Annotated in this window: 10 protein-coding genes and 1 tRNA gene; 8 read left to right on the top strand and 3 right to left on the bottom strand. The window is 64.2% G+C overall.

The genetic code is table 11. The features are described from left to right. The first annotated feature begins 63 nt into the window (after positions 1-63). The 4 genes from QFZ27_RS05535 to QFZ27_RS05520 all read left to right on the top strand — a co-directional run bounded on the left by QFZ27_RS05535 (position 64) and on the right by QFZ27_RS05520 (position 5,385). Positions 64-1,227, top strand: coding sequence for a GmrSD restriction endonuclease domain-containing protein (locus QFZ27_RS05535; protein WP_429225092.1), 1,164 nt, complete (start codon positions 64-66; stop codon positions 1,225-1,227). Further along, positions 1,224-2,357 (top strand): AAA family ATPase, encoded by a 1,134-nt coding sequence (locus QFZ27_RS05530; RefSeq protein WP_429225091.1) that lies wholly within the window; start codon positions 1,224-1,226, stop codon positions 2,355-2,357. Before QFZ27_RS05535 ends, QFZ27_RS05530 begins: the two co-directional genes overlap by 4 nt. A gap of 10 nt (positions 2,358-2,367) precedes the next feature. Then, positions 2,368-3,330 carry a hypothetical protein gene (locus QFZ27_RS05525; protein WP_429225090.1) on the top strand — a complete coding sequence of 321 codons (963 nt, stop codon included), beginning with the start codon at positions 2,368-2,370 and terminating at the stop codon, positions 3,328-3,330. A 261-nt stretch (positions 3,331-3,591) separates the two neighbouring features. Continuing rightward, complete coding sequence (locus QFZ27_RS05520; RefSeq protein WP_429225089.1) at positions 3,592-5,385, top strand: M2 family metallopeptidase; 1,794 nt, start codon at positions 3,592-3,594, stop codon at positions 5,383-5,385. 125 nt (positions 5,386-5,510) lie between these two features. On the opposite strand, the gene QFZ27_RS05515 is transcribed toward QFZ27_RS05520, so the two are convergent. Both QFZ27_RS05515 and QFZ27_RS05510 read right to left on the bottom strand, forming a co-directional pair. Next, positions 5,511-6,872 (bottom strand): glutamine synthetase family protein, encoded by a 1,362-nt coding sequence (locus QFZ27_RS05515; protein ID WP_429225088.1) that lies wholly within the window; start codon positions 6,870-6,872, stop codon positions 5,511-5,513. A 111-nt stretch (positions 6,873-6,983) separates the two neighbouring features. After that, a tRNA-Gly gene (locus QFZ27_RS05510) sits at positions 6,984-7,057 on the bottom strand. Between the two features lie 139 nt (positions 7,058-7,196). Here QFZ27_RS05510 and recR point away from each other — a divergent pair. Beyond that, a complete protein-coding gene (recR, locus tag QFZ27_RS05505) occupies positions 7,197-7,787 on the top strand; it encodes a recombination mediator RecR (RefSeq protein WP_429225087.1) in 591 nt (196 codons plus the stop codon). Positions 7,788-7,808: 21 nt separating this feature from the next. Here the strand turns inward: recR and QFZ27_RS05500 are convergent, their stop codons facing one another. Continuing rightward, positions 7,809-8,273, bottom strand: a complete 465-nt coding sequence (locus tag QFZ27_RS05500; protein WP_429225086.1) for an Lrp/AsnC family transcriptional regulator — start codon at positions 8,271-8,273, stop codon at positions 7,809-7,811. Positions 8,274-8,372: 99 nt separating this feature from the next. Here QFZ27_RS05500 and QFZ27_RS05495 point away from each other — a divergent pair, with 99 nt between their 5' ends. The 3 genes from QFZ27_RS05495 to QFZ27_RS05485 all read left to right on the top strand — a co-directional run bounded on the left by QFZ27_RS05495 (position 8,373) and on the right by QFZ27_RS05485 (position 14,210). Continuing rightward, positions 8,373-9,233 carry an EamA family transporter gene (locus QFZ27_RS05495; protein WP_429225085.1) on the top strand — a complete coding sequence of 287 codons (861 nt, stop codon included), beginning with the start codon at positions 8,373-8,375 and terminating at the stop codon, positions 9,231-9,233. Between the two features lie 654 nt (positions 9,234-9,887). After that, positions 9,888-12,743, top strand: coding sequence for a hypothetical protein (locus QFZ27_RS05490; protein WP_429225084.1), 2,856 nt, complete (start codon positions 9,888-9,890; stop codon positions 12,741-12,743). A 63-nt stretch (positions 12,744-12,806) separates the two neighbouring features. Then, complete coding sequence (locus QFZ27_RS05485; RefSeq protein ID WP_429225083.1) at positions 12,807-14,210, top strand: calcium-binding protein; 1,404 nt, start codon at positions 12,807-12,809, stop codon at positions 14,208-14,210. The last annotated feature ends 42 nt before the right edge of the window (positions 14,211-14,252 follow it).

The following is a 14,252-nucleotide window of genomic DNA, read 5'->3' as shown; positions in this document are numbered from 1 at the left end:
CCACGTTGACCGAAGCTCTGCGACTTCTCATGGTGACAAACAAGCTTAAGTGAGCGAGCCAAAATGTCCGCCGACGACGCGACGGTACACGAACAACTGGACCTTCAAGGGCTCGCGACCGGCGTTGAACGCGAGGACACGGCGCCCGAAGACGTTGAAAAAATTGCTGAACCGTTCGATCCCGAGGACATTGACGTCGTCACCAAGACGATGACCGTCGATCTTCTCCTGTCGCGTACGCGCTCAGGCATGATCGATCTCCAACCCGATTTTCAGCGCCGCTGGGGAGTTTGGGACGCAAAACGCCAGAGTCGATTGATTGAATCTCTTCTGTTGAGAATCCCCCTGCCAGTGTTGTACGCCGCTGAGGACGAGGACGAGCGGTGGGAAGTCGTCGATGGAATTCAACGCCTATCGACTATTTCTAGATTTATAGATTCCACGATAATCAACGAAGAACCACTCGTTCTAACTGGTCTAGAATACCTCGGCGTTTACGATGGCAAAAAATTTGAAGAACTCAGCTCTCGGTTGCAGCTACGCCTTCGCGAAACAGAATTGGTAATTCACCTAATTCGAAAAGGCACGCCCGCTGAGGTGAAATTTAACATCTTTGCAAGAATAAACACGGGCGGGATAGCACTTTCTCCTCAAGAATTGCGACATGCAATAACTCCCGGATCGGCGCGCAGAGTGCTGGAAGAGTGGGCTGCTATGCCAGAATTTATTCGGGCGACTGATGGTAGTGTTCGACCTATACGTATGGATGACCGCGAGCTTGTTCTAAGATTTATTGCTTTCTTTGGCCTAGGGTTATCACAATACAAACAGCCGGATATGGACGGTTTCCTTATAAAGGCTATGAAGGCCGTCAACGAACTCAGCGCTGACCAGATAGAGTATATGAGGCTAATGTTCCGACGCTCTATGTTATCTGCCACAGCCATATTTGGAGATGACGCATTCAGAAAAAGATATTTCTCGAATGTCGGTCGCTTGCCAATTAATAAGGCACTTTTTGAGGCGATTTCTGTGAATCTTGCGAACACTAACGACGCTGCTATGGTGAAACTCATCCAAAATCGCGACGCTGTTCGGTCCGGCTTTATTGCACTCTGCGGTGATCGATCTTTCGACTCCGCGATTTCTCAAGGCACAGGCGATATCGCGAAAGTAAATCGGCGGTTTGCGAAAATTCACGAGCTATTCGTGGGCGCCCTACAATGATATATGCTCTTCGACTAAAGAATTTTAAGGCGTTTCGGGAAGTCACTATCCCGCTGTCGCAGCTTACACTTCTATCTGGATTGAATGGTAGCGGCAAAAGTACCGTTCTGCAGGCACTAGGATTGTTACGACAGTCCTGGGATGCTGGATTTTTATTGTCTGGCGATTTGATATTAAATGGAGATCTAGTTGAACTTGGCACTGGGGCCGATATTCTGTATCATCAATTCGATGAACCAGAAGTATCAATTGATATATACTTACAAAGCGTCCTTGGTGATACCACTCTTCGGTGGTCTGCGCCTATAGATACCAGCGCTGACGTTCTAAGTTGTACAACTAAACCCGGCCGCGACTCCATTTCTGGCCATGGTGAAATGCAAATTTTTAGTTTGCTAGATTTTGGATTTCAGTTTCTTCGAGCTGACCGAATTACGCCCTCGGTAACGTTCCCAAAATCACATCACGCCGTAAGGCATCAGAGATTTATTGGGCCGAGAGGTGATTTTACAGCGCATTATCTTCTTGAATTTGGCGCTTCAAAGATAGCCAATTTAAAATTGATCCATGCGTCTGAGCCTGAAGCGCACAGCCTATTGGCGCAGGTAAATGCCTGGTTGCAGGAGTTTAGCCCTGGAGTGCGCGTCGAGCCCCATCCGGTGCCCATGACTGATTTCGTTCGGCTCGCATTTTCCTGTCGTGGGCAAGGCGTTAGCTACGGAGCACCTCTGCGGCCGACGAATGTAGGTTTTGGTCTTACGCATTCATTGCCTGTCATCACGGCGTGCCTAGGCGCCGAGCCGGGGTCATTTATAGTTGTTGAAAATCCAGAAGCGCAACTTCACCCAAAAGGGCAAGTTGCCATTGGGCGGCTACTTGCGCTCACAGCAGCCGGTGGCGTACAGGTAATCGCAGAGAGCCATAGCGATCACGTACTCAACGGCATCAGGCTGGCTGTTAAAGAAGGCCATCTCGATCCAGGCAATACAATGTTCCATTTCTTTCATCGGGAACCAGGAAATCAAAGCACATTTGAGACGCCTGGCCTGACTAAGGACGGACGCCTCTCATACTGGCCTTCAGGGTTCTTCGATCAATGGGAACGCAGCCTCGATCAACTTCTCGATTGACTACTAGAAAATGTCTTTTGAAATTTTTCTTAACGATCTGTCTATCCCAGAAGGTGCAGTTGCGCTTGAACCAGCTTGCAACTACCTCAAGTCTATCGTTAGCGTGATACGAGAACTTAGGAAGATCAATCCCAGTGTCGTTTTAAATAGTGATATTCAGCTGAATGCGATATCAATAGGCGATACTTACTCTATCGCAGCGCTAAGGAACGCAAATAAATGCGTTGAGGAAAGTCAATTTCTTAAGCGTCTTCAAGACCGCTCTCCGTTTGACAGGGTCGTTGAAGTTCTAAAAGCTCCTGATTTTGCGGTGGTGGAGTACCAGATTGCGGTCGGGGAGCATGAATTCGCAGGAAAGATGGCGAAGGCATTTGGTTTAGCATGTTTGCTCGATGGCTTGGGTGTAAGCTTTGCTTCACACCCACTTTGGCATTCTACTTCTGTGGCCTTGAACAGGATTGAGCTCGATTCAGACAGCGAGGAAATCACTGAAACGCTTGTCTTCGCTAGAAATGTGGCTCAATCTGGCGACGTTGCTATTTTTGCAGAACTCCTACGCGCCTCAACAATACCTACATTCTCAGATGGCGCGGAGCTATGGGAACGTCGCGGAGCTATATTTCCCAACCTTCAATTTATCCCGAGAGTGAAGGCACAAATAGAGCATCTGAAATCTGGTGATCGCGTACTTTACGCCGCAGCAAGACGCCTGGGCGACATAGACGCCGATGTTGGCGATTGGTCGAGCCGCGATGCTGCGGTGCCAACATGGCGATGCTTCGTAAGACCTGAAAGCGCCACTCGGATCAACAAGGGTCTGGTTGACTTTAGCGACGCTCAAGGAGTCGTTCAAACTTTCAGTGACCACGCCGATTTCGGCCCTGCCGAAGGCCGAATTCATTTCAAGCTGCAAACCGAGCCGGTTCGCCACGCGTTAATTGGACACGTCGGCAGAAAACTTGGGATCGGCTAACCGAGCCGGCCCAAAGCTCCCTTCCGAGCGCTATGCGGTTCGACTAGACGGGACGCCGCGTAGGCTTGAAGCCATAGCGATGATCCTCTCTATGTCGAGAGACGCCGTGTCGGCCTCCTGGCCGTTCTGAAAGCAGGGCAACGGTCCTACGCGGCGATTGACAGGGGAGTCCCGGCCGCCTTCCATGGGCGCAATCGGTCCGGCCATGGGGAGAAGGCCGGCAATTTCTCATAAAATTCAATGCATAGGGGGACCGTCCCGATGAGATCCCGCCTGCTGGCCGCCGGCACCGCCGCGGCCGCCCTGCTGTGGAGCATCGCCGCCTCGGCCCAGACCGCGGAGGAAGCCCGCGCCTTCGTCGACAAGGCCGAGGCCGACCTGGCCGCCACCAGCGAATACCTCAACAAGGCCTCCTGGGTCCGTGCCACCTTCATCACCGACGACACCCAGTGGCTGGAGGCCAAGGCCAATGGCGAGTGGACCGAGAAGACCAGCGCCTATGCCAAGGAAGCCTCGCGCTTCGACGGGGTGCAGCTCGATCCCGTGACCCGGCGCAAGCTCGACATCCTCAAGCGCAACCTGGTGCTGCCGGCGCCGGACCGGCCGGGCGCGGCGCGCGAGCTGGCGACGCTGAGCACCAGGCTGGATTCCACCTACTCCACCGGCGAGTTCCAGCTGCGGGGCAAGACCCTGACCCTGAGCGATGCCGAGGACATCCTGGCCGCCTCGCGCGACCCGGCCGAGACCAAAGCGGTGTGGGAGGGCTGGCACGGCATCTCGCCGGTGATGAAGCCGGACTATGCCCGGCTGGTGGCGCTGGCCAACGAGGGATCGACGGCGCTGGGCTATGCCGACACCGGCGCGCTGTGGCGGTCCGGCTACGACATGCCGGCCGATGATTTCGCGGCCGAGACCGATCGGCTGTGGGGCCAGGTCGAGCCGTTCTACCAGAACCTGCACTGCTATGTCCGCGGCCGGCTGAACGCCCGGTACGGCGATGCGGTGCAGCCGAAGACCGGGCCGATCCGCGCCGATCTCCTCGGCAACATGTGGGCCCAGTCCTGGGGCAACATCTACGACCTGGTGGCACCGAAGGACGAGGCCGCGGGCTACAGCCTGGACAAGCTGCTGGTCAATGCCGGCTACGACGCGACCAGGATGGTGAAGATCGGCGAGGCCTTCTACACCTCGCTGGGCCTGGCGCCCCTGCCCGAGACGTTCTGGCAGCGGTCGCAGATCGTGCGGCCGGAGGGTCGGGACGTCGTCTGCCACGCCTCGGCCTGGGATCTGGACGACCGCGACGACGTCCGCATCAAGATGTGCACCAAGGTGAACGGCGAGGATTTCTACACCGTCCACCACGAGCTCGGGCACAACTACTATCAGCGTGCCTACAAGGACCAGCCCTACCTGTTCAAGAACGGCGCCAATGACGGTTTCCACGAGGCGATCGGCGATTTCGTCGGGCTGTCGGCGCTGACCCCGACCTATCTGAACCAGATCGGCCTCCTGAACACCGTGCCGGGCGCGGAGGGCGACATCCCCTTCCTGTTGAAGATGGCGCTCGACAAGATCGCCTTCCTGCCCTTCGGCCTGATGGTCGACCGCTGGCGCTGGGAGGTGTTCGCCGGGAAGGCGACGCCGGAGACCTACAACGACGCCTGGTGGGCGCTGCGGCTGAAATACCAGGGGCTGGTGCCGCCGGGGCCGCGCCCGGCCGATGCCTTCGACCCCGGCGCCAAGTACCACATCCCCGGCAACACGCCGTACACCCGGTATTTCCTGGCCCATATCTACCAGTTCCAGTTCCACCGCGCGGCGTGCAAGCAGGCCGGCTGGACCGGACCGCTGCACCGCTGCTCGGTCTATGGCGACAAGCAGGTCGGCCGGCGCTTCAACGCGATGCTGGAGATGGGCCAGTCCAAGCCCTGGCCGGACGAGCTGGAAGCCTTCACCGGCGAGCGGCAGACCGACGCCAGCGCCGTGGTCGAGTACTTCACGCCCCTGAACGACTGGCTGACCGAGCAGAACAAGGGCCAGAGCTGCGGGTGGTAGGAGCCGCTCCGTCCTATCCCCATTCCCTTTCTGTCATTGCCGGGCTTGACCCGGCAATCCAGAAGATGTCGACAGCCTCTGGATGCCCGGGTCAAGCCCGGGCATGACAGAAAAAGGGGAGCGCCTCACACCACCCTGGCGTACCAGTCGAAGTCCAGCGGCGGCACCTGGCTGTGGAAGCGGCGGTATTCGGCCAGCTTGATCTTGGCGAAGGCGTCGACGAACGCGTCGCCGAGATAGTCCCGCATCAGCGCCGAGGCGCGGAAGTCGCGGATCGAATCGAGCCAGTTCGGCGGGATGTCCGAGGCCGGGGTGCCGTAGCCGTTGCCGGTCACCGGCGGGCCAGGATCGCGCTTGTCCAGAATCCCGCGATGCATCCCGGCCAGTGCCGCCGCCAGCGCCAGATACGGGTTGGCGTCGGCGCCGGCCACCCGGTGCTCGACATGCTTCGCCGCCGGCGGGCCGATCGGCACGCGCAGCGCCACGGTGCGGTTGTTGACGCCCCAGCTCGGCGCCAACGGCGCGTAGCTGAGGGTCTGGAATCGGCGGTAGGAGTTGGCGTTCGGCGCGAACAGCAGCATGCCGTCGCGGATCGTCGCCCCCATGCCGCCGATGGCGTGGCGCAGCAGCTCGTCACCGCCCTCGGCCGCGAAACGGTTGCCGCCGTCGCCATCGGCCAGGCTGATGTGCAGATGGGTGCCGCTGCCGGTCTCGCCAGCATAGGGCTTGGCCATGAAGGTGGCCTCCATGCCGTGCCGCCTGGCCACGGCGCGGACCAGCCGCTTGTACAGGATGGCGTCGTCGGCCGCCCGGAGCGCGTCGGCCCGGTGCTTCAGGTTGATCTCGACCTGGCCCGGCGCGTATTCGCTGATCGCCGTGTCGGCCGGGAGGCCCTGGATCTCGCAGCAGGCGTAGAGATCGGCCAGGAAGTCGCCGAGCTCGTCGAGATCGGCCATGCCATAGGCCTGCTTGCCGGTGCTGGCGCCGCGCGGCGGGATCGGCCGCCCGGTCTCGCGCCAGGCCGCGTCGAAGACGTAGAACTCCAGCTCCACCGCCACCACCGGATGCAGGCCGTCGGCCGCCAGCCGCGACACCACCCGGGACAGCACCTGGCGCGGATCGTAGGCCGACGGCGTGCCGTCGAGCTCGAACAGGGTCAGCAGCAGCTGGGCCGAGGGCTCGGCCTTCCACGGCACCGGCACCAGCGTGCCGGGCACGGGGCGGGCGGTGCGGTCGGCGTCGCCGTCCTCCCACACCAGCCCGGTCTCCTCCACATCCGCCCCGGTGATGTCGAGGCTGATGATCGAGCCGGGCATGTAGCGGCCGTTGCGCCAGATCCGCTCCAGCTCGGCCCTCGGGATGCGCTTGCCGCGCTGCACGCCGCAGGCATCGGTCAGCAGGATGTCGACGAAGCGGATGTCGCGGTGCCGGGCCAGGAAGTCGAGGCATTCCTGCGCGGGATCGGCGGCCTTGGTCGCGTCAGGCATGGTTCCCCTTCGGTCGGTGCCGCCGGGAAGCTTAGGCGGAGGCGAAGGCGAGCGGAACCAGCCGCGGGCGCGGGACGGTCATGAAAGATCGGGCGGCGGTGATAAGAAGGCTGGAGCGGGTGAAGGGAATCGAACCCTCGTCGTAAGCTTGGGAAGCTTCTGCTCTACCATTGAGCTACACCCGCGCGCCGTCGGTTATAGGCGAAGCGGCGATGCCGTTCAAGGCGCCTCGGTGCGATCGCGACGGGTCCGGTTTCGCCTGCTGTGCTAGGAAAGCGCGTCGGATAGGATCGGTGCCGCGGACGGCGGCGGGATGGAGCACGGATGAGCGGCGAGATCGCCACCATGATGGACCTGCTGGCGCGGCTGCCGGGGCTGGGGCCGCGGTCGGCACGCCGGATCGCGCTGCACCTGCTGCGCCACCGCGACACCGTCATGCGCCCGCTGGCCGAGGCGTTGGACGCGGCGGCCACGGCGATCGTGCCGTGCTCGGTCTGCGGCAATCTCGACACCGTCGACCCCTGCCCGATCTGCAGCGACCCGACCCGCGACGCCGGGGTGATCTGCGTGGTCGAGCAGGTGGCCGACCTGTGGGCGCTGGAGCGGGCCCGCGCCTTCCGCGGCCGCTACCACGTGCTGGGCGGAACGCTGTCGGCGATCGACGGCGTCGGGCCGGAGGACCTGTCGGTCCCGCGCCTGCTGGCCCGCGCCCGCGAGCCGGGCGTCACCGAGGTGATCCTGGCCCTGAACGCCACGGTCGATGGCCAGACCACGGCGCATTACCTGGCGGAGAAGCTGGAGGGTATCGGCCCCAGCGTCACCCGCCTGGCCCATGGCGTGCCGGTGGGCGGCGAGCTGGACTATCTCGACGACGGCACGCTGGTGGCCGCCCTGCGCTCGCGCCGCGGACTGTAGCCCCCGCCGGCCCCCCGGGCCCTATCCCGGCAGCGGCGGGTCGCGCGGCGGCACCGGGGTGGACTGGACGATCGAGGTCGTGGTCTGGCCATGCGCCAGGAAGCGGTCGAGCAGCCGGTCCAGCGTCTCGATCGCCTCGACATGCACCTTCAGGATGAAGCAGTCCTCGCCGGTGATGCGGTGGCATTCCGCCACCTGCGGCATCGCCCGCGCCAGCTCGGCGATCTTCGGCAGCTGCCCCGGCATCGGCCGGATGCGGACGAACACGGTCAGCGGGTAGCCCAGCGCCCGCGGCTCCAGCTCCAGCCGCCAGCCGCGGATCACCCCCGCCTCCTCCAGCCGCAGCAGCCGCTCGCGCACCGCCGGGCCCGACATGCCGATGCGCCGCGCCAGCTCGGCCACGCCCAGCCGCGGCTCGGCCTGCAACAGGCGAAGCAGGGCGAGGTTGCGCTCATCGGCGAGCAGCGGCGAGACCTGGAAGGCCAAATCGACGGATCTCCTTCGAAGCGAAGGCAGATGACGGCACAGGGCTTCGACCGATCATGGGCCGGGCCGCCGGCGCATGCAAATCTTCCAGCCATGTCGATGCCCGAGACCTCCGCCGCTTTGCCGCTGGCGCAGCGGCTGCCGCCGCAGCTGTTCTTCATCGTCAGCGCCGTGTTCCACTATCTGGGGCCGGCCTGCGCCGTGCTGCTGTTCGGCGCGGTCGAGGTGCTGGGCGTCGCCTGGCTGCGCATCGCCACCGCCGCGCTGGTGTTCGCGCTGTGGCGCCGGCCCTGGCGGCTGTGGCAGCGCAGCAGCGCGGCCGACCGCCGGATTCTGCTGGCGCTGGGCCTGGTGCTGGCGGCGATGAATGCCTGCTTCTACCTGGCGATCGCCCGGCTGCCGCTGGCCACGGTCGGCGCCATCGAGTTCCTGGGGCCGATCGGCCTGGCGGCGGCCGGGCTGCGCAGCCGGCGCAACCTGGTGGCGCTGAGCGTGGCGGCCGCCGGCGTGGCGATGCTGACCCAGATCCGGCTGGAGGCCGACGCACTGGGCTATGCCCTGGCCTTCGCCAATGCCGCGCTGTTCATCGCCTATATCATGCTGGCCCACCGCATCGCCGGGGCCGACGGCATCGACGGGCTGGCGGCGGCGATGCTGATGGCGCTGGTGGCGATCACCCCGTTCGGGCTGGGCCCGGCCCTGCCGGCGCTGACCGACCCGGCGCTGCTGCTGGCGGGGATCGGGGTCGGCATCGCCTCCTCGGTCATCCCCTATGTCTGCGACCTGCTGGCGATGGCCCGGCTGCCGCGCGCCAGCTTCGCGCTGATGCTGTCGCTGCTGCCGGCCACCGCCACCGGGATCGGAATCCTGGTACTGGGACAGATCCCCTCGACCCGCGACCTGGCCGGCATCGCCCTGGTGATGGCCGGCGTCGCCCTGCACCGGGCCGGCCGGGCCTGAAGCTCAGGGCTGCGATAAAGATCCGACGATGTCGGCTAAAATGTCGGATTAGGACGTCAATCTGACCTTGGCGACACATTCGCGCCACCATCTGCCGATATCCAGGTTGATAAGCACGGTGACGACGCAGCCCGATCCCGTATCGCTGGCCACGTCGTCACGGGCAGCCTGCCGGCGGCATGTCCGGCCCGGTCGGCCATCGCATCGCGCGTCGGTGGCCCTCTGCCGATGAGGCTCGGCAGGCCCGTTGCCGGTGGATTGCCGGGATCGAGACAGCCGCGGTACAGTCCAATTGCATCAAATTTTATAAGTGGTGGGGAGCAACTTGGATGTCGTTCACGAATCCGGAGCAGGATGCGTCGCAGCGCGGGATCTGCCGGCCATGCCCGGCGCGCTGACGGCAACCGCATTCCTATCGCCGGCGGGCCGAAGCCAGGCACGCCCGAGGTCCTTCCACCTCCTGCTGTGACCATTCGCGGCCGGTAATCCGGCCGCCCATCCAGGACAACCGAATTCCCTCGCTCCCGCGATCGGGAGCGAGCGACGGGGCGGCCTTCGATGAAGGGCGCCCGACGGCACCGTCATGCCCGGCTTCCAACGCCGAAGCCGCGCAACGGGCCTGCGATCCAACCGTGCAAGAAGGGGAACGAAGCAATGGCTGTTATCAATGGCACCAGTGGCCAGGACGAGATCACCGGCACCAGCGGTGACGACACGATCGACGGTTTCGGCAGCGGTGACACCCTTATCGGCGGCGGCGGCAACGACCGGCTTATCGGCGGCACCGGCGGCGACTCCCTGACCGGCGGCGCCGGCAACGATGCCTTCGTCTACAACGCCCGCGAATTCGGCAACGACACCATCACCGACCTCCTGAGCGGCGACAAGATCGACCTGCAGGCCATCGGGGTCGGCGACCTCGCCAGCCTCCAGCCCTTCATGGAGCAGGTCGGCGAGGATGTCGTCATCACCCTCGGCTACGGCTTCACCGACGAGAGCACCCGCATCAAGAACATCACCATCGATGCGCTGACCGCCGGCAATTACTTCATCTTCAACACCTCCGCGACGGTGCGCGATCTCACCGGCACCAGCGGGGCCGACCATCTGTTCGGCGCCGGCGCCAACGACAAGCTGAACGGCGGCTCCGACTTCGACACCCTGGTCGGCGGTGCCGGCAGCGATACCCTCATCGGCGGCACCGGCGGCGACCAGCTTTACGGCGGCACCGGCAACGACGCCTTCGTCTACAATGCCCGCGAGTTCGGCAACGACACCGTCTTCGACCTCCAGCCCGGCGACAAGATCGACCTGCAGGCCATCGGGGTCGGCGACCTCGCCAGCATCCGGCCCTTCATGGAGCAGGTCGGCGAGGATGTCGTCATCACCCTCGGCTACGGCTTCACCGACGAGAGCATCCGCATCAAGAACATCACCATCGATGCGCTGACCGCCGGCAATTACTTCATCTTCAACACCTCCGCGACGGTGCGCGATCTCACCGGCACCAGCGGGGCCGACCATCTGTTCGGCGCCGGCGCCAACGACAAGCTGAACGGCGGCTCCGACTTCGACACCCTGGTCGGCGGTGCCGGCAGCGATACCCTCATCGGCGGCACCGGCGGCGACCAGCTTTACGGCGGCACCGGCAACGACGCCTTCGTCTACAACGCCCGCGAGTTCGGCAACGACACCGTCTTCGACCTCCAGCCCGGCGACAAGATCGACCTGCAGGCCATCGGGGTCGGCGACCTCGCCAGCATCCGGCCCTTCATGGAGCAGGTCGGCGAGGATGTCGTCATCACCCTCGGCTACGGCTTCACCGACGAGAGCATCCGCATCAAGAACATCACCATCGATACTCTGACCGCCGGCAACTACTTCACCTTCAACACCTCTCCGACGGTGCGCGATCTCACCGGCACCAGCGGAGCCGACCACCTGTTCGGCGCCGGCGCCAACGACAAGCTGAACGGCGGCTCCGACTTCGACACCCTGGTCGGCGGTGCCGGCAGCGACACCCTCATCGGCGGCACCGGCGGCGACCAGCTTTACGGCGGCACCGGCAACGATGCCTTCGTCTACAACGCCCGCGAGTTCGGCAACGACACCATCTTCGACCTCCAGCCCGGCGACAAGATCGACCTGCAGGCGATTGGGGTCGGCGACCTGGCCAGCATCGTCCCCTTCATGCAGCAGGTCGGCACGGACGTCGTCATCACCCTCGGCTACGGCTTCACCGACGAGAGCATCCGGATCAAGAACATCACCGTCGATGTGCTGCGCACCGGCAACTACTTCACCTTCAACAGCTCGGCCACGCCGCGCGACCTCACCGGCACCAGCGGGGCCGACCACCTGTTCGGCGCCGGCGCCAACGACAAGCTGAACGGCGGCTCCGACAGCGACACCCTGGTCGGTGGCGCCGGCAACGATTCGCTCCGCGGCGGCAGCGGCAGCGACCGGTTCTACGGCGGCAGCGGCAGCGACACCGTGACCTATTCCGGCACGGCGGGGCCGGTGACGGTGAACCTGTCCAGCGGCGTCGGCAGCGGCGGCGAGGCGCAGGGCGACCGCTATACCGGCATCGAGAACGCCATCGGCAGCCTGGGCGGCGACAGCCTGGTCGGCAACGCCTTCGCCAACACGCTGCAGGGGCTGGACGGCAACGACGTGCTTCGCGGCGGCGCCGGGGCCGATGTGATCGACGGCGGCGCCGGCATCGACACCGCCAGCTACTACTACGCCACCACCGGCGTCTCGATCGACCTGGGCGCCCACACCGCCGGCGGCGGCGAAGCCCAGGGCGACGTCCTGACCGGGATCGAGAACCTCACCGGCGGCCAGGGCAACGACACCCTCGCCGGCGACGCCGGGGCGAACACGCTGGCCGGCTGGAACGGCAACGACGTGCTCCGCGGCGGGGCCGGGGCCGACCGTCTCGACGGCGGCGTCGGCACCGACACCGCCAGCTATTACAGCGCCACCACCGGAGTCGTGGTCAGCCTGGCCAGCGGCCTCGGCAGCGCCGGCGAAGCCCAGGGCGACGTCCTGGTCTCAATCGAGAACCTCTCCGGCGGTCAGGGCTGGGACAGCCTGTACGGCAATGCCGGCGCCAATGTGCTGCAAGGGTGGAACGGCAACGACCTCCTCGTCGGCCGGGCCGGCCAGGACACCCTCACCGGCGGCGCCGGGGCGGACCGGTTCCAGTTCACCGCCGTCGGCGACAGCGTGGTCGGGGCCAATGCCGACCGGATCACCGATTTCAGCCGGGCCCAGGCCGACCGCATCGACCTGGCGGGGATCGACGCCAGCACCGCGGCTGCCGGTGACCAGGGCTTCAGCTTCATCGGCTCCGGCCTGTTCACCCACCATGCTGGCGAACTGCGGTTCGCCGTCGTCGACAGCGTCACCACCATCGCCGGCGACATCAACGGCGACGGCGTCTCCGACTTCCACATCCAGCTGACCGGCGCCTTTCCACTGCAGGCGTCCGACTTCGTACTGTAGCATTCAGGAAACCGGTGCCGGCCCACCGGCACCGGTCTACCCACAGCAAACAGGCGAGGAAACATGCCAGGACGCATCGACGGGGACGCCGGCGACAACACCATCCACGGCTCGGACGATGCCGAGCAGATCTATGGCTATTCAGGGTACGACCAGCTGTACGGCTATGGGGGCGACGACCTCCTCGACAGCGGCACCGGTAGCGGTATCCTCTATGGGGGAGACGGGAACGATACCCTTTCCGGCGGCACCGGCTTTGATAGCCTCCTCGGCGGAGCCGGAAACGACAGCCTTTCCGGCGGAGACAGCGACGACTATCTCTATGGCGGGGCCGGGGCCGACACGCTGTCCGGCGGCGCCGGGGCCGACATAATCTGGTATAATGAGAGCGGCGCTGCCGTCACGGTGATCCTCGGCGGCACCGGTTCCGGCGGCGATGCCCAAGGCGATCTCATCGCCGGTGACATTGAAAACGTAACCGGTTCGAACTACGGCGACATCCTCACCGGCAACGAGGCGGACAACAAGCTCTCGGGCCTGGATGGCAACGATGTGCTCTCCGGAGGCGGCGGGGACGACCAGTTGGAAGGCCTGGGAGGCGACGATACGCTTTCGGGCGGCGCCGGGGACGACCGGCTGGTCGGCGGGGCCGGGGCCGATGCGCTCTCCGGCGGCGATGGAGAGGATATCCTCAGTTACGTGGACGGCCTTGTCGGGGTGATCGTGACCCTCGGTGGACTGGCGTGGAGCGGCGCGGCCCAGGGCGACACCCTTGTCGGCGATATCGAAAACCTGGAAGGGTCCGGGGGTGCCGACAGGCTGACCGGCGACGCCGGCGACAATGAGCTCTACGGCGGGAACGGTTACGACATCCTTCGCGGCGAGGGCGGGGCCGACCTCCTCGATGGCGGCAATGATACCGACCTGGTCACCTATTGGGGGTCGGCCATCGCCGTCACGGTCGATCTTGCGACCGGCGCGACCGCTGGCGGCGCCGCGGGCGATGTCCTCATATCGATCGAGAGCGTCAATGGCAGCATGGCCGGCGACACCCTTTACGGCGATTTCTTCAACAATGGGCTGAACGGCTTCGAGGGCGACGACGTGCTGGGCGGCGGCATGGGCGTTGACACGCTGACCGGCGGCGCCGGAGCCGATCGCTTCATCTTCGCCAGTATCGACGACAGCTATAGCGGTGTCCCCGACCGGATCGCTGACTTCAGCCACGCCCAGGGCGACAAGATCGACCTGTCGGCGATCGACGCCGACGCCGGCGTCGCCGGCAACCAAGCCTTCACCTTCATCGGCAGCGCCCTCTATTCGGGCGTTGCCGGCCAACTGCGCGCCGCCGTCACCAGCCCCGGCGTCACCACCATCGGCGGCGACATCAACGGCGACGGCGTCTCGGACTTCCACATCCAGCTTAATGGCGCCTTTGCACTGCAGGCGGCCGACTTCGTACTGTAGTAATCGAAAAGGCCGGGCGCGCGCCCGGAAGGATCGGAAAGG

It is taken from the genome of Inquilinus ginsengisoli, from assembly GCF_050434925.1.
GTDB classification, from domain to species: domain Bacteria; phylum Pseudomonadota; class Alphaproteobacteria; order DSM-16000; family Inquilinaceae; genus Inquilinus; species Inquilinus ginsengisoli_B.
This window is presented reverse-complemented; position numbering and strand designations above follow the sequence as displayed.